Source organism: Enterococcus raffinosus (assembly GCF_018917525.1).
GTDB lineage: Bacteria > Bacillota > Bacilli > Lactobacillales > Enterococcaceae > Enterococcus_A > Enterococcus_A raffinosus_A.
Genome location: NZ_JAHLOS010000040.1, coordinates 22,369 through 38,995, shown reverse-complemented (window position 1 = coordinate 38,995; position 16,627 = coordinate 22,369). Strand labels below are relative to the sequence as shown.

Sequence of the window (16,627 nt, the reverse complement as noted above, 5' to 3'; positions counted from 1 at the left end):
ATGTATCCAGAATATTATAAGAACGTACTTGGATACGAATTTAGAATCAGTGATCGACAATAAAATGATTCATCTAAACAAAAAGTCCTCAGGAGCGGTTTTCTCCTGAGGTTTTCTTATTTTCGCTTAGGGAAGGTAAAATCTATTAACGCTTTATTTAAAAATTGGTTGAACTCCTTCATCAGTAAGAATTTCTCTACAGTTTCGGAAACAAACTTGTCAGAATCAAGTATTTCTTGATCGGTCAAAGGATATTCCAAATACATGCTCTTATATTTTAGATAATCGGCGATAGGTGAGTCGGCGTAATTTTCATAACCGTGAGGCATTCGTTTTAATTGCTTGCCTAGTACGGTAAAGTGTTCAGTAAACGCAGGGTTCTGAATGATCGTTAGAAATTCTGCTTCGTGTTCGATGATTGCTTGTCTTATCATTTCAGTTGCTTCGGAAAACATATCGGCAAAAAGACCGCCGCCTAAGAAGGATTGATTGTTGGGTTTTAGAAAAATGTAGTAGCCTACAGGAATCGGCAATTTTCCCTTTGGACCAATATGAGCACGAAACACTGGATTGTAGGGTGTTTTATCATGGCTGAAGCGCGTATCTCGATTGAGCTTGAAACTTAGTTTTTTTGCTGGATTGACCTGAATCTCAGAGTCTTTTTCATGAAGAGCAATAGAAAGCTCATCTACTAGTTGGTAGAACTCTGTCAAAGCTGTTATACGCTGATCTTTGGTTTGCTGAAACCATTCTTGCTGGTTATTTTTCTCTAATGCGGATAAATAGTTGAAAATTTTTTTATAGGCCATAGATGGCATCCTCCTTGATTAATTCTGAAAGCTGCTTGGATGCTAGCAGCTCGCTTAAAAATTTTGATGGATCAAACGATGATTGGTAATGAGATAAGGCATCAAATAGAAGTGTTTGATTATCCATAAACTCCATATTCTCCTTTTGCCGGTGGATTTCGGCTAAATCTAGTTTCTTTAATGAGGAATAAGCTAGCTCCGTCGGATTCAGTCGCTGTTGCTTGATGGCAAAGGGGACACGTCTTTTACAATCACATTTACCTCCAGCGTGTCCACAATAAATCTCTAAAAAATTCCCCATTCTTTTTCGGGTTCGCGAGAGTTTCTTGCGATATGTTTCTGGGCTGATTTGCAGAAGTATACTAGCCAGCTGACTATTCATTTTGAACATTGTTCCAAGAATGAAAATACAACGATCCTCCGGACTTAGACACTGGAGCATAATGTTGGTGCAGGAAAGCTTTAGTTCCTCAGCCAATTCATTCTCCTCTAAAACATGAAAAGTGGAATCTTTGGTCGCTATCGGCTGATCCAAATCCTGTTGCATTAAATCAAAGGTTAGCTGCTCCTGAAAAGATCGTTTCTTCTGGTCTGTAATCAAATGATTGACTGCAATACGGTATACCCACGTACTGAAACGACTTTGCTGCTTGAAGGAACCGAGGTTCGTAACGATTTTTAACAATATCTCTTGTGTGGCATCCTCTGCATCAAAAACATTTCCTAGCATTCGTAAAGACAGATTGAAGACACTATCTTTTACTTCGCTTAAAAGTTCTGCTAACGAATCGCTATCTCCTCTCAAAGCCGACTGGATCAGAGCAGTTTCTCGTTCGATGTTCATTATTTTTGCCTCCTTTATTCATTAGACAAATAAAAACAATCGGTGTGACAGGTTTTAGTCCTTTATTTATCATTGTGACAGATTTTTTGAGCCTTTACTATAAACAATCTATCGTTGACAGCTGATATATACTGTTATACACTGTTTATGAAAAGGTGGTGGGATCATGAAAATAATTATTCAGCACTCGTCGATGACGCCAATCTATGAGCAGCTGGTTGAACAAATTAAACATGCGATCATTCAAGGAGAGTTACAGGAAAATGATGCCCTGCCTTCTGTGAGAACGTTGGCCAAAGAATTGAAAATCAGCGCGTTAACAGTTAAGAAGGCTTACGATGCACTGGATCAAGATGGGATGATTGCTACTGTTCACGGAAAAGGCAGTTTCGTTTGTGGAGTAAATCCATCCTTGAAAAGGGAGGAGCAGCTCAAAGCGATTCAAGCTGAACTTGAAGGCGTTGTCACGAAAGCACGTTTAGTTGGGATGAGTGATAAGGATTTGATGGAGCTTTTGGAATTAATACTGGAGGGGTTATAATGCTTAAGCTAAAAAATGTGAAAAAGCGATACCAGAGGTTTGAGTTGGATTGTTCGTTGACACTTGGCAGAGGGGAGATCGTTGGGCTTGTTGGTCGTAATGGTGCAGGAAAGAGTACGGCTTTCAAAATTGCGCTAGGATTGATAAATCGTGATAATGGGGATGTTGAACTTTTTGGGAAATCAATCAATGCGGTCACAGATAAAGATCGCCAACGAATCGGGGCTTCGATGGGGAAGTTGGGTTTTATGAACAGTTTACAATCAAAGAGATTGCCTCCGTCTTACGAAGTTTTTACCCGCAGTTTGATAAAAGCTATTTTATCTCAAAATGCGAAGAATTTCAGCTTCCATTAAACAAACCTTTAAAAGAATTTTCCACAGGGATGAATGCGCGCTTAAGTGTGCTGATTGCCATCAGTCATAATGCGGAGCTTTTGATTTTAGATGAGCCAACTGCTGGGTTAGATGTGGTTGCACGGGGTGAAATCCTAAGACTTTTGCAGGAATATCTTGAGAAAGATGAATCTCGCAGTATTTTGATCAGCTCTCATATTTCTACCGATTTGGAACAGCTTTGTGATTCCTTGTATTTTATTGATCAAGGAAAAATCATTTTAAATGAGGATACTGACGTATTAATGGATGAGTATGGAATTATTAAAGTAACAGAGGATCAGTATTCCAACTTGGATAAGGAACACATCACCAAGACATTGCCCGCTAGTTTTGGCTATCAATGTCTGACGAAGCAGCGCCAGTTTTATCGTGAAAATTATCCCGAGGTAGCGGTTGAAAAAGCGAATATTGATGAGATTGTTTTTATGATGATGGGAGGAAATTAAGATGAAAGGGTTATTTGTGAAGGATCTCCATCTGCTAGAAAAACAAAAACTATTTTTCTTTGCTACGATTTTTTTAACGGTAATGAATGCTTATAATCTTCAAACATTAGTGATCGTACCACTTTTTACGTTATTTTTTGTATTGTCGATTATTTTTACGACGATTACTTTAGATGAGATGAATCATGGGTTCTCCTTTTTGTTCACTCTGCCCATTTCTCGGAAGAAATATGTATTTCAGAAATATTTATTATCATATATCAGTTCGCTGGCTGCCATACTGCTTTCTGTTGTCATTGTTTTGATAATGAATATGGCGCAGGGCAGAATGCTTGATATGAAAAGCTTTGGGATCGTTTTAGTCGGTGTTTTTATTGTCGGCTCTTTGTACATTAGTCTGATCCTACCTTTTTATTTTAAGTTTGATGAAGGCAAAAGTCGTCTGATCATTATGGTGGTGATGGCCATTATTTTCTTTTTCGTTTTCTTAGGAAAAGGATTGTTTGAGCGATTGGGAATTGATATTATGGCGCTTTTGTTGCGGATTTCGGCTACTCCATTATGGCTATTGTTTACTGGAGGAACGCTAACAGCAGTTATAGCGTGTGGTATATCCGTTGTTTTCTCCTTTAGATTCCTTGAACAAAAAGAACTTTAGACTAGAAATTAGTGAAAGATCAAATCATTCAAGAGAACTTGTCTTGCGTGATTTGCTCTTTTTTTCTGAATAAATTACCATTAAAAGAATACTCAACACTCTCTTCAACAGTTCACAGATTTTGTTAGAGTGTTGGAAGTAGCGCTCCTTTTTCTTAAAGCAGCGTTGTTTTTTGGCATAGACAGTCTTTGGTATGGGCCTTGCAATAGTGAGAATGAATAACTTTTTTTGAAAATAGTTATGGTAGCGGCAAAAACAAGGATTGACTTTGGTGGCGCTTTTTCTATTATAAAAGGAGGGAGGGAAGTGGATTGAAAGAAGAATTGTTAAATTATTTGAAGAATCAAACGGCGTTTCTCGATCTGAATGAGTTGAGTGATCTATTTACTGCTTCGAAATTGGCAGAGATTTTTAAAGTGAAACGAAATACAGTAAGCCAGTATTTAAATCAACTGACTGAAAATGGTGAGTTGGTAAAAATAAATTCGCGTCCAGTTTATTATTTTCATAAGGGGGCATTCGAAAGGCAATTCTTTGCATTAAGCAGCAATTATTATGAAAGCGTTCAAGGGATTCTATCTGAACAGCCTTTATTTGGAAAGGAACAGGATTTCTTTTCACTTTTGATTGGCCATGATAAAAGCTTGAATCGCGTGATCGAACAAATCAAGGCGGCGCTTAATTATCCGGATGGCGGCTTGCCTGTATTAATCAATGGAGAAAGTGGTACGGGGAAAAGCTATTTAGTTAAATTGATTTATCATTATTGCCTTCAAAATGAACTGATTGCGGAGGATGCACCTTTCATTACGCTGAACTGTGCGCAATATGCCAATAACCCGGAGCTGTTGACGAGCAATCTCTTTGGCAGTGTCAAAGGCGCCTATACAGGGGCAGATGCTGATCGCAAAGGAGCGTTTGAAGCAGCCGATGGCGGCATTTTGTTTTTAGATGAGGTTCATCGTTTGAATGCGGAGGGACAGGAAAAATTATTTACTTATTTGGATCAAGGCTTGATTTATCGAATGGGGGATACGAACCGACCGATAACAGTTAAGACTAGATTGTTTTTCGCGACAACGGAAGATTTGACGAGCAATTTTTTGACAACTTTTATTCGCCGAATTCCAATTCAGGTAACGATTCCCTCATTGCAGCAGCGGGCACGAAATGAACGCCTAGAGCTGATTTATTCTTTCCTGATCAGCGAACAAACGAAAATCAAACGAGATCTAGTGATTAGCGGTCAAACATTAGAACTGTTAGCTAACGGCAGCTTTAAAGGAAACATTGGTGAATTACAGAATATAGTCAAGGTGATGGTTGCTAAGGCTTTTTCCGAAGCGATTCATGATCAGCAGATTCGGCTGACGATTTATCACCTTCCTGAAGCACTGCTTTCGATGAATACACAGAATCTGCAAACCTCGTTGCCGGAGGAAGTGTTGATCCATAGTGATTCTAGGCTAGTTAATTTGATGTTTTCCAATAGTCAGAGCCAAAGGCGAGTGGAGGATACCTTTGCTAAAATGATTTTGGAATATCAGAAATCTCACGGAGTATTAAGTGATTGCCATTTGAAGCTCAAGGAAATCGTCGATCAATTGTTTGATTATTTGCTGTTTGAAACGGATCGGCAGCAAAAGCATGAAATGCTGCTGTATTTGACTCAGTATGTGCGTGAAACCTTCCGTCAGATGGAAAGTGCTTATCAAATTAAATTTAATGGCAACAGTGTGTATGCGGTGGGCTATTATTTATTTCAAAGGGGGTCAAGCCGCTGTGTTTCAGAAGATACTGAAATTAGGGAGCTGATTCGTCAGCTTGAAGTCCAGGTATCGGAGGCGTATCCTGCAAGCTACTATTATGTTCAGAGAATTTTGGAATTATGTAAACCAAAAATCGATATCGAGATCTCAGCGATGGACCGGATCGTCTTAACGCTGTATTTGAAAAAAGCCGACTGGACGAAAGAGCAGGGAATGACTAAAGCGGTAATCGTCGCCCATGGGTACGCGACTGCCAGCAGTATTGCTAATGTAGCGAACCGATTTTTAGGCAAAGATATTTTTGAGTCCTTCGATATGCCGCTGGATGTGACCCCTCAGCAGATTGCCGAAGAAATACTAGACTATAGTGAGAACAACGATATTTCCAATGGATTGGTTATTTTAGTGGATATGGGCAGTTTGAAGGAAATTTATCAGTATTTTCCCAAACAAATCAATGTGCCGATCGTAATCATGAATAATGTCACGACACCATTAGCTGTTGCGGTGGGGGAAAGTATTATGCACCAGCGAACATTGAATGAGTTGGCAGAAAATTCGGCAGCTGAGGCAGCCTTTGATTGGGAAATTATTTATCCTGAGGAAAATCGTACCAAGGCATTATTGACCACCTGTCAAACCGGGATCGGAACCGCCAATCAAATTTGTCATTTACTGGAGAAGAGTCTTCCAAGTACCTGCGAGTTGAAAATTTTACCTTATGAATATCGCGTTTTAGAAGAGAAAAAATTGGATGAAACGGTCTTTTCGATCTATGACGTGTTAGGAATTATCGGTACAGATGATCCTAAAATCGCTAAAGTTCCTTATCTTTCTTTAGAAGAACTGATTTCAGGAGATGAGCAGCAGGTCTTAACCGAATGGTTGGCGCCAGTGATGACCGCAGAAGAAAACCACATTTTCAATACCAATGTGATTCGGAATTTTTCACTGGAAAAGGTAATCGATTCTGTCACCATTTTAGATACGGACAAAGTTATGAGTGAAATTGACTTATTCATGCGGGATTTGGAGCTTTCAGGAAGAATCCAACTCTCAAATGCGAAAAAGTTGGCATTGTACGTGCATGTTAGCTGCTTGATTGAACGCTTGATCCGCAATGTTCCAATTGAAACCTATGAAGGTTATGCCGATTTGTATCAGTGTCAAAAAGAACGGCTGGAAAGGATCAAACAAGCCTTTAGTGTCATAGAACGAGTTTATAGTGTCACAATACCAGATTACGAGCTGGCCTATATCTTTGATATCATTTACAAAAACACGGATACCTCAATGAATGAGGATGAATTTTAAGAAAGCAAGCGGTGCGCCACTAATGTTGGCACACCGCTTGCTTTTATTAAGGTGTAGAGAGGATTGAGAGGTGAATAGTATTGGAAAGAAAGCTCATTCTGGCATCCCACGGAAAATTAGCTTCAGGGATAACATCTTCGCTGGAATTGATTTGCGGAAAACAGCTTGCGATCGAAACGCTGGATTGCTATTTGACAGAGGACTTTGATTTGCAAAAAGAAGTGAAGAATATTATGAACGCCTATCGTGATGACGAAATAGTAGTAGTAACGGATTTATTCGGTGGAAGCGTGAATAATGAATTTTTGACTCAGATTGATCGTCCCAATTTTTATTTAGTTGCGGGAATGAATTTGCCGTTTCTAGTGGAACTATCCATGCAGCTTCAGCAGGCTGAATCATTACCGAAATTGATTGAAAGTACTTTAGAAACATCTAAGCAGACGATTCAATTTTGTAATCAAGCGATTATGAACCAAATGGAAGAAGAAGAATTTTAAAAAATGGAGGAATAAACATGATTTTATTAACAAGAGTAGACCATCGCTTGCTGCACGGTCAGGTGGCATTTTCTTGGACCCAAGGCTTGGGAGCAGATTGCATCCTGATCGCCAATGATGATGTACCAACAAATGAGCTGCGCAAAACCACCATCAAATTGGCGAAACCACAAGGAGTCAAACTGGTTATCAAGAATATCGAGGATTCTATTGTCGCGCTGCAAAGCGGTGTGACTGATAAGTACAAATTATTTATCGTGGTGGAATCGATTGCGGATGCGAAAAAATTGGCAGAGGTGTATCCAGAGATTCAAAAGATCAATTTAGGCGGAATCAAAGCGAAGGAAGGTACGCGGAGCATCGGAAAAGCGGTTAATGTTTTGCCTGAGGAAGAAGAAATGTTGAAGGAAATGGTTGGCAACGGACTCGAAGTGGAAATTCGACAAGTGCCAGCTGATAAAAAGGTTGCTGTTACTGAAGTTCTTTAAAAAAGAAAGGTTGAAGAAACATGCTTATTCAAGCAATTTTACTTGGTTTAGTCGCATTTATTGCTCAATCTGAGTACGCGTTAGGAACATCGCTATTATCTCGTCCAATTGTCACGGGTCTTTTTACTGGAATTGTGTTAGGAGATATTAAGGCCGGCATTATCATGGGAGCAACTTTAGAATTAGCATTTATCGGTTCTTTCTCTGTTGGCGCAGCGATTCCGCCGGATGTAGTGACAGGTGGGATTTTAGGAACGGCTTTTGCGATTACGGCTGGCGCAGGAACAGAAACAGCGTTGCTGCTGGGGTTGCCGATTGCCACATTAACCTTGATTCTGAAAAATATTTACCTAGGTATTTTGATTCCAATCATGAACCAAAATGCCGATAAATATGCCGCTGATGGAAACTATAAAGGTGTGGAACGGATGCATCTAATGGCAGGAATTGGGCTATCCTTGATGCTAGGATTAGTAGTCATGATTTCATTTATGGTAGGAAGTAAAACCGTAGGCAATTTATTGGCGATGATTCCTGAATTCATTCAGCACGGCTTATCTGTCGCAACTGGTTTGATTCCAGCACTAGGGTTCGCGATGCTGGCTCGTCTATTGATCAATAAACAAGTGGCGCCATACTTCTTTTTAGGTTTTGCTTTAGCGGCTTATCTTGAAATTCCAGTGACGGGAATCGCTATATTTGGTGCGATCGTAGCGGTAGTGGTGATCAATATTATGAATGTGCGCGGCGGACAGAACAATAGTGCTCAGACTTCTACAGGGGAGGTAGTGGATGATGATGAAGACTTCTAATGAGAACAATGAGTTGAAAATTACGAAAAAAGATTTGAGTAAGGTGTTTTGGCGTTCGTTCCAAATGGAATTCTCGTGGAACTATGAACGACAAATGAATCTGGCTTACTGTTATGCGATGATTCCGATTTTGAAGAAATTGTATAAATCTAAAGAAGCGATGGCGACAGCGTTGAAGCGCCATCTGGAGTTCTTCAACACCACACCTCATATCGTGACATTGATTCTAGGGATCAACGCGGCGATGGAAGAGGAAAATGCCAACGATCCGAATTTTGACGTTTCCACAATTGATAATATTAAAACGTCATTAATGGGACCATTGGCTGGGATTGGCGATTCCTTCTTCTGGGGAACATTACGCTTGATTGCTACAGGTGTGGGAACTTCTTTGGCATTGCAGGGCAATATTTTAGGACCAATCTTGTTTATTCTGATTTTCAATATTCCACATTTATTGTTCCGTTATTTCGCAACCTCTTGGGGCTATAAATTGGGAACCGGCTTCTTGAAGAAAATTCAGGAAAACGGCATGATGGGCAGCTTGACCTTAGGTGCTTCAATCATCGGGTTGATGGTGGTTGGCGGAATGACTGCTTCAATGATCGATATCAATATTCCGTTAAAAATCGGGACAGGTGAAAATGCAGTGACAGTCCAAAGTATTTTTGACGATATCGTGCCGCGAATCTTATCATTGGGTGCTTTTGGTGCAGTCTTCTATTTATTGAAAAAGGAAGTCAAAGCTTTAACAATTCTACTAGGATTAGCGGTTTTCGGTATCCTTGGTTCATTGATCGGGATCTTTTAAGAATGGAGGGAAAATATGTCAACAATGACAATGCTTGATTATATTGATCAAGAGCAGGAAACATTGGCGAAAATTTTAAACGAGTATGATTTTTCAGCGGATGCGCAATTGGCAAATATGAACACTGTCACGATTTTAGCAACAGGTTCCTCCTATAATGCGTGTTTATCAGCAAAGTTCGCGTTTGAAACATTGGCGGATGTCACGATTACGATTGAAGAACCCTATAATTTCAATCATTATGGACGATTGATCAAGGGAACCGATACGATTATTGGCGTTTCCCAAAGCGGGAAGAGCGCGTCAACGATCAATGCGATGAAGGAATTAGGTGGCAGCGAGATTCAACGGATCGTGTTAACCAGCGATGTAGAAAGTCCGATTGCTCAAGTGGTTGATAAAGTCATTGACTTGAATATGGGAATCGAAACCGTTGGCTTTGTTACAAAAGGCTTTTCAGCAACAATTTTACAATTGATCCTATTGGCGATTAAAGTCGGCGTTTCGAAAAAACAAATTGATGAGCAAAAGCTTCATGCGCTTAAGGAAGAATTAGCGGAATTAATTACCCATATTCCAAGTGTGATCGAAAAGACCAATGATTTTTTTGAGCAGCACGAAAATCTGCTGAAGCTTGGCGGACGTTTCGTTGCATTAGGCTATGGACCAAACTGGGGAACAGCCAAAGAGTTTGAAACGAAATTTACTGAAACCGTGCGTCGGCCTAGTCAAGGCTTTGAATTAGAAGCTTACATGCATGGTCCATATTTGGAAGCCGATTGGGAGCATACGCTATTCTTTATCGAAACACCTAGTGTGAATCTTGAAAGATCACAGGCTTTAGCAGCTTATATGGCTAGTTCTGTTGGGAAAATTCTGAGGGTGACGACAAAAAAAGCTTCTGATAACGATACTTTAGGTTTAGATATTGAGGTTTCAGAGCTTTTCTCTCCATTAGTATTGATTATTCCGTTCCAACTGCTGGCGTATCGCACGGCAACGGCGAAGGGAATTGATTTAAGCAAACGAATTTTTGATGATTTTGACGCAGTATTGAAAAGTAAAATATAAAGTTGAGGAGTTTATGACATGTTGAAATTTAATGAACAGCAGCAAATTGATGATATCCAAGGAGCCTTAGCGCTACGCCCGCAGGTTGAAAAAATCATTGATGAGGTGTGGGAAAAAGGTTATGACAATATCTTTTACTTAGGCATCGGCGGCACTTATGCTTCAGCGATGCAGGCAGTAACCTATATTAACGGTCGCAGCGATTTACCGGTCTATGTGCAGCACGCTGCTGAATATTATACTACTGGTAATCGCAGACTGACGAAGGATTCATTAGTGATTCTTTCTTCAGTAACAGGCACAACGGAAGAAGTCGTGAAGGCAGTGGATAGGATTAAAGAAGTTGGCGCGACATTATTAGGTTTTATTGATACAGCAGGTACGAAACTGGCTGAAAGCTGTGATCACGTGATTACCTATCCGAATCCTGGAACTGAGCAGATCAAATTCTTTATGGTTGCCGATCGTTTGATGAACAAGAATGGCGATTTTCCAGACTATGAAGAGTATTATGAAGAATTGGAAAATCATTTAGCCAAAGGGTTAGTTGAAGCAGAAAAACAAGCGGAAGACTTTGGACGCGAGTTTGCTGAAAAACATCGTCATGACGATATGCATTACTTTATCGGAGCTGGTAATCAGTGGGGCGCCGTTTACTCATATGCAATGTGCTATTGGGAAGAACAAAGCTGGTTACGCTCTAAATCAATCCACGCTGCTGAATTCTTACACGGAACACTAGAAATCGTGGACGAAACAACCCCAGTAACACTATTTTTAGGGGAAGATGAGCAACGACCATTAGCTGAGCGAGTGAAAAATCTCTTGCCGCGTATTTGTGGAAACTATACCTTCATCGATTCCAAGGATTATCCAATTGAAGGGATTAGCGAGAAAAATCGCGGCCGTGTGTTACCGCATTTATTAATGCACTGTGTCACCCAACGAATCGATGCCCATGTTGAAAAACTAAATTGCCACCCATTAGACATTCGCCGCTACTACCGTCAATTTGATTATTAATACTTTAGACCTCTTTACGTGAAGTAAAGAGGTCTTCTATCTTTTTTCGAGATTAGACAGGGGATAGAATCTTTTTTGCATAAAGAGAAATAAAAATGTTTATAAAAATTGTGACGAGTAAAATCAAGACTGTATGAGTAAAATATTTCTCAAATAGGTATCCATACATCACTTGCCCCAATGGTCTTGCACAAGCAGTTAGTGCATATACATAAGAAATTATCTTTCCCATCAAGACATTAGGGGTCATTGATTGAATAAAGCTAATCATCATAATGCTAAAAATGGTGCTGGATATCATGAAAAAGAAGCAACATATACATATAATCATTGCTGAGGGAATACTCGCTATTTCTAGATACAAAATGAACGGGATAGGCAGTAGAATGATAACCGTACTAGCAAAAAGAAGATAACTACGATTCATTTTAAATCGGTTAAAGAATAATGTTAAGAGAAGACCACCTAAAAGTGCTCCAAAGGACTGAGCAGATTGCACTAGTCCATAAAACGTACTGTTTAACTTTAAATAATTAAGGATAATCTGCGGTAGCCCAATAATTAACATTGACTCAAAAAACAAGTTGAATAATGCGACTAGGATAGCAATTTTTAATAGTATTTTCTTTCTTTTGAAATAGTCAAAACAATCAATAGTATCCTGCTTAATTCTATGAAGTAGAGAGGTATCTTTTTCCACTTTTAGTTCAGGAATCTTCATAAAGACTTCAACGAAAGCAGAAAATAGAAAACTAAATGCTGCTACTATTAAAATAAATTGAATACCAAAATAATTGAAAAAGAAACCACCTAGTGCAGGACCTATAATATTCGATAATGATTGTACTTGATTTACAATAGCATTTGCTTTACCAATATCCTTTTTCTGCATTAGTAGAGGTATGCTAGATAACACCGTGGGTTGATAAATTGCTTGAATACTTGAAAGTAAGAATGTAAACCCAGTCAATAAAACAAATTCTTGGTTTGATTTTAGTGTAAGTATAGCTAAAAGGGTAATAAAACACGTAAACAAATCAAGATAAATCATTGTTTTTCTTTTTGAAAACATGTCAGCAATTAATCCATTTAGAGGACTAAAAAAAATTGTTGGTAGCACTGAAATAGCTAGATTTAAACTGAATGCAATCGATGAACTACTCGTCGTTAACAAGTACAAGGGTATTGAAAAACGTAAACAAGAATTTCCGAAAATAGAAATAATTTGCCCTATAATTAAAATAAGAAAATCTTTTTTTAAAAATCCATTTGATAGTGTTTCCATATGTAACCTCCATAAATTGTGTATACTTAAATTATAGAAAATAAATAGTGACATATAGCTGTCACTATTAGTTATTTTGGAGGAGTCTCATGCAAGTAGAACGATTATTACAAATGGTTTTTCTATTGATCAGCAGAGAAAAAATTACTACCCAAGAATTGGCAGACTATTTCAATGTATCTAGACGAACAATTATCAGAGATATTGATACCCTTTCGATGGCTAACATTCCAATATTTACTTTAAAAGGTAGAAAAGGTGGTGTTGGAATTATGGAGCAGTACGTAATTAATAGAACCTTTTTTTCACAGGAAGAAAAGGATAGAATCATTCATGGTCTACAGTTATTAAATGCGACTCAAGCACCTAATAATCCTGACCAATTATTGGACAAAGTAAGTGCACTATTTAGTGATTCTAATGAAAAGTTCGAGTGGTTGGAAATAGATTTTTCTTCTTTTGGTAGCCAAGAAAAGGAGAAGGAGAAATTTTCATCTTTACAGTATGCCATTCTCAATAAGTATGTTGTTTCATTTGATTATTTTACTTCTGAATTAAAACAGAATAACCGTACCATCGAGCCTGTACGCTTAATTTTCAAAAGTAGTGCATGGTATGTGTATGGCTATTGCCGATTCAAAAAAGCTTTTCGTCTATTTCGGGCTTCAAGAATAAAAAATCTAATTATATTGGATGAAAAGTTTGTTAGAGAGGTCCCTAATGAAAGTGCGACAAAAACAAATTATGAAGAGCACTATGAAATGATTCCGTTTGTCCTAAAATTTTCTCCGGAAATCTCATATCAACTCTTTGATGAATACGGTGAAGACTGTATGACGATGGATGATGATGGAAATTACTTGGTTTCATACGAATACGCTGACAATGATTGGTTAATTAGGCATTTACTTTCTTTCGGAAAACATGTCGAAATCATTGAACCTAAATATATGAAAGAGCGAATGCGAGTAAAAATTGAAGAGGTACTGGAGAATTATAAATAGTTGCTTGGTTTTATTTCATCTGAAAGGCAATCATTCTTGAACGTCTCAGGCTATTCAAGGATTTCCTGCGTTCAATTTTATCTGAATACGTAAGAAAGTGCATACAACCTCATGAAACCAACAACACTATATATTGTGTTGTTGGTTTTGTATATCACTAAACAGACACAAAATCTAGTCTTTACATCAAAAAAATTTAGGAGTACTATTATCAAGGATTTAAAAGGTAAATTCTTAATTTAATAAGAGAGGGATGGATGAAACGATGCTATTAATAGCTGGCACAATCGGTGCAGGGAAGAGTAGTTTGACAGATATGTTGTCGCAGGAAATGAATTCAAAACCATTTTACGAGAACGTGGATGATAACGAAGTATTGCCGTTGTTTTACTCGAATCCAGAAAAATATACATTTCTGCTGCAAATATTCTTTTTAAATAAACGCTTTTTGGCGATGAAGGATGCCTTGAAGCAAGCGGATAACGTGCTGGATCGTTCAATTTATGAGGACAGTTTACTGTTTCATTTGAATGCTGATCTTGGACGCGTTAGTCAACAGGAGGTCTTGCAATATGACAACTTATTAGACACGATGCTGAAGGAATTGGAGACTGCCGCGCCAAAGAAACGGCCTGATTTGATGGTTCATATTAAAGTTTCTTTTGATGTGATGCTAGATCGGATTCAAAAACGTGGGCGAGATTACGAACAAATTGCCGCAAATCCTGAGCTGCATGATTACTACCGAATGGTCAATGAGCGTTATGAGCAATGGTATGACAGCTTTGATATTTGCCCAAAAATCCAGATCGACGGTGACCGCTATGATTTTGTTGCTGATCCGCAGGCCGCTGAAACAGTGATCAAGCTGATCAAAGAAGAAACGAATAAATTGAATCAGCAGGAACTAAAAAGTCCTCGTTATTATTCAAATGGAAAGATTGAAAAAGGGATTTTCTAATCGGTCCTTTTTTTAGTCAATTAAAGAACGTCTGTTTTCTTGAGGGATAGATATAAAAATAAATCCCTAAATATCTATAACGAGGAGCTCCACTATGATAAACTATTTTAAATTTTTACTTCACCAGTTAAAAGGCTGGCCGCAACAGAACTATTATTTATTTTTCTTCAGTTTAGGCTGTCAGATAATGACGCTAGTTAATCAACCAATCAACCTCCTAACTATAATTACCTTCATCGGAACAACATTGGGAGTTTTATGTATTCTGTCCATTAATGCTGCGAAATCGGTCAATGGTGTTTTAGGTATCATTTCAGCCATCTGCTTTATTTATGTCGGCTACTCGGCGAAAAATTATTTAAGCATCGGCGAGCAGATCGCCTATATGATCACCCTTGATATTCCCGTTTTATTAAGTAAGGAATGGAATCATAACATGGCCGCAAAAATCCGCAAATTTACCGGGAAAACTTGGGGAATTGCGATTATCAGTACCATTATCGTTTATTTTGTTTCTGGTTATTTGATTCAACGCTTCACTGACGATCCGCGGCCTTGGATTGATGCGATTGCCTTTTCTATTAGTCTGAGTGCCGGAATTATCAGCTTCTTACGCTACAACAATCAATATTTCTGGTGGCTGGCTTCAGGCCTTGCCCAAATGGTTCTTTGGTTCATTTCATTCCGACATGGCTCCGCCAGCTTAGCGATGTTTGTCAACAGCTCGGTTTATTTGATCAACGATGTGTTGGCCTTCACGGTATCTCCTTGGTACAACAAAAAGGAACGTGCAAGAATGCAACAGATGGAAGAAGAGTATTATCATTTGAGTCACTAAATCGAATATAGAAACCAAATGACCTTGATGACATAGAAGTCACCAAGGTCATTTTTATTCCGTTAAAATCCAATTAATTTCATCCGTGATCCACATTCCCGGCTTTTTCAACTCATCAAAAGGCACCCATGAACTTTTCATAAAAATCTTTTCAGCCTGCCAATCGCCGTCATTTCGCTGTTTCGCCTTCAAATAGTCAAGTGCTGCTTGACATTCAGGTTGATCCAAGAGCTTCTCTGATTTTAGAACGCTAAGAGCCTCAACGATATTTGTGCGATAAGGATAGGGATAAAAGAGGGTGATCAGATCATCGTATAAATACTCATCGTTGTTCTGATGGAAAATCACCCGATGCTTTAAAATATAGTCTAAGCCTTGCTGTAGCTTAGCACGAAGACCAGGAATCTCTCCGTATTTTTCTGCATACTCTGAGAGGGCTTTGACTGATTTCACGACACCATCATAACAAGGAGAGTTGCCGACACAGCCTCCAAAGCGATGAAAGAGGTCCTTGCCATGCCAGTCGGAGGGTTCGTTTTTATCAAAGGGAAAGTAGGAAATGATCCATCGAACACCTTGTTCAGACCATTCTTTTTTGCCAGCACGAATAAAAATTGATGTGCAAAGTGCATTATGACAAGCCAGAACACCGTTATGTTTTCCAGTTAGTGAAAAGCCTTCCTCAACATTTGTATGGTTGTAAAGTGTGTCGAGCAGGGATTGAACGGGTTCCAGCCGTTCAAAGAAGGGGATTTCCGAAAGCTCTGCTAATAAAAACTCCAGCTTACGCAGACCGGTGAAGGTGTCCGTGCGAATCTTTTCAGCCAAAATTTTGGCGATAACCTCTGAATTTTCCAGACAGTGCTGAATATCTGACGGCTCTGGACAGCTAATATCTCGTACATATTTTTTTAATCGCAAAGCGGAGTCTAAATGCGCCTCCTCGTTAATCATACCAACACCTCGAAATCTTTTTATATAGTCAAAAACAGTTCAAATCATTCTAAGTGTAGCATTCTGAGCTGAAAGTTGGAAGCTGCTTTTCCAGCTGGAGT

General features: G+C 38.8%; 18 protein-coding genes. 14 read left to right on the top strand and 4 right to left on the bottom strand.

All coding sequences use genetic code 11. From position 1 onward, the window contains the following. Positions 1–116 precede the first annotated feature (116 nt). Together KQI58_RS18640 and KQI58_RS18635 are read right to left on the bottom strand one after the other, a co-directional pair. A complete protein-coding gene (locus KQI58_RS18640; RefSeq protein ID WP_216410483.1) occupies positions 117–809 on the bottom strand; it encodes a DUF2461 domain-containing protein in 693 nt (230 codons plus the stop codon). Further along, complete coding sequence (locus tag KQI58_RS18635) at positions 799–1,653, bottom strand: RNA polymerase sigma factor (protein ID WP_216410482.1); 855 nt, start codon at positions 1,651–1,653, stop codon at positions 799–801. The genes KQI58_RS18640 and KQI58_RS18635 overlap by 11 nt, the downstream gene beginning before the upstream one ends. A gap of 166 nt (positions 1,654–1,819) precedes the next feature. On the opposite strand from KQI58_RS18635, the gene KQI58_RS18630 reads away from it, so the two are divergent. The 11 genes from KQI58_RS18630 (at position 1,820) to KQI58_RS18585 (ending at position 11,484) form a co-directional block, all read left to right on the top strand. Then, positions 1,820–2,194 (top strand): GntR family transcriptional regulator, encoded by a 375-nt coding sequence (locus KQI58_RS18630; protein ID WP_216410481.1) that lies wholly within the window; start codon positions 1,820–1,822, stop codon positions 2,192–2,194. Continuing rightward, entirely contained in the window at positions 2,194–2,550 is a 357-nt protein-coding gene (locus tag KQI58_RS22840) for an ATP-binding cassette domain-containing protein (protein WP_253296028.1), read from the top strand. The genes KQI58_RS18630 and KQI58_RS22840 overlap by 1 nt, the downstream gene beginning before the upstream one ends. Before the next feature lie 29 nt (positions 2,551–2,579). Beyond that, positions 2,580–3,038, top strand: a complete 459-nt coding sequence (locus tag KQI58_RS22835) for a hypothetical protein (protein WP_253296027.1) — start codon at positions 2,580–2,582, stop codon at positions 3,036–3,038. A 1-nt stretch (position 3,039) separates the two neighbouring features. Further along, the gene (locus tag KQI58_RS18620) at positions 3,040–3,696 is read left to right on the top strand and encodes an ABC-2 transporter permease (protein ID WP_216410480.1); all 657 of its coding nucleotides are present in this window, start codon (positions 3,040–3,042) and stop codon (positions 3,694–3,696) included. A gap of 311 nt (positions 3,697–4,007) precedes the next feature. After that, the gene (locus KQI58_RS18615; RefSeq protein ID WP_216410479.1) at positions 4,008–6,779 is read left to right on the top strand and encodes a sigma 54-interacting transcriptional regulator; all 2,772 of its coding nucleotides are present in this window, start codon (positions 4,008–4,010) and stop codon (positions 6,777–6,779) included. Positions 6,780–6,859: 80 nt separating this feature from the next. After that, on the top strand, positions 6,860–7,279 hold the full coding sequence (locus tag KQI58_RS18610; protein ID WP_216410478.1) for a PTS sugar transporter subunit IIA: 420 nt from the start codon (positions 6,860–6,862) through the stop codon (positions 7,277–7,279). A gap of 17 nt (positions 7,280–7,296) precedes the next feature. After that, positions 7,297–7,767 carry a PTS sugar transporter subunit IIB gene (locus tag KQI58_RS18605; RefSeq protein WP_216410477.1) on the top strand — a complete coding sequence of 157 codons (471 nt, stop codon included), beginning with the start codon at positions 7,297–7,299 and terminating at the stop codon, positions 7,765–7,767. A 20-nt stretch (positions 7,768–7,787) separates the two neighbouring features. After that, positions 7,788–8,579 (top strand): PTS mannose/fructose/sorbose/N-acetylgalactosamine transporter subunit IIC, encoded by a 792-nt coding sequence (locus tag KQI58_RS18600; protein ID WP_216410476.1) that lies wholly within the window; start codon positions 7,788–7,790, stop codon positions 8,577–8,579. Then, positions 8,563–9,390 (top strand): PTS system mannose/fructose/sorbose family transporter subunit IID, encoded by an 828-nt coding sequence (locus KQI58_RS18595; RefSeq protein ID WP_016178454.1) that lies wholly within the window; start codon positions 8,563–8,565, stop codon positions 9,388–9,390. Before KQI58_RS18600 ends, KQI58_RS18595 begins: the two co-directional genes overlap by 17 nt. A 15-nt stretch (positions 9,391–9,405) precedes the next feature. Then, entirely contained in the window at positions 9,406–10,461 is a 1,056-nt protein-coding gene (locus tag KQI58_RS18590) for an SIS domain-containing protein (protein WP_216410475.1), read from the top strand. An 18-nt stretch (positions 10,462–10,479) separates the two neighbouring features. Beyond that, entirely contained in the window at positions 10,480–11,484 is a 1,005-nt protein-coding gene (locus KQI58_RS18585) for an SIS domain-containing protein (protein ID WP_216410474.1), read from the top strand. Between the two features lie 52 nt (positions 11,485–11,536). Here the strand turns inward: KQI58_RS18585 and KQI58_RS18580 are convergent, their stop codons facing one another. Continuing rightward, entirely contained in the window at positions 11,537–12,769 is a 1,233-nt protein-coding gene (locus tag KQI58_RS18580; protein ID WP_216410473.1) for an MFS transporter, read from the bottom strand. An 89-nt stretch (positions 12,770–12,858) separates the two neighbouring features. On the opposite strand from KQI58_RS18580, the gene KQI58_RS18575 reads away from it, so the two are divergent. From KQI58_RS18575 to pnuC, 3 genes are all read left to right on the top strand, one after another. Next, positions 12,859–13,773: a helix-turn-helix transcriptional regulator gene (locus KQI58_RS18575; RefSeq protein ID WP_216410472.1), complete on the top strand. Its 915-nt coding sequence runs from the start codon at positions 12,859–12,861 to the stop codon at positions 13,771–13,773. Positions 13,774–14,026: 253 nt separating this feature from the next. Then, positions 14,027–14,734 carry a deoxynucleoside kinase gene (locus tag KQI58_RS18570; protein ID WP_216410471.1) on the top strand — a complete coding sequence of 236 codons (708 nt, stop codon included), beginning with the start codon at positions 14,027–14,029 and terminating at the stop codon, positions 14,732–14,734. 94 nt (positions 14,735–14,828) lie between these two features. Continuing rightward, positions 14,829–15,572, top strand: a complete 744-nt coding sequence (gene pnuC / locus KQI58_RS18565) for a nicotinamide riboside transporter PnuC (RefSeq protein WP_216410470.1) — start codon at positions 14,829–14,831, stop codon at positions 15,570–15,572. Between the two features lie 54 nt (positions 15,573–15,626). On the opposite strand, the gene KQI58_RS18560 is transcribed toward pnuC, so the two are convergent. Next, positions 15,627–16,526: a hypothetical protein gene (locus KQI58_RS18560; RefSeq protein WP_216410469.1), complete on the bottom strand. Its 900-nt coding sequence runs from the start codon at positions 16,524–16,526 to the stop codon at positions 15,627–15,629. Between the last annotated feature and the right edge of the window lie 101 nt (positions 16,527–16,627).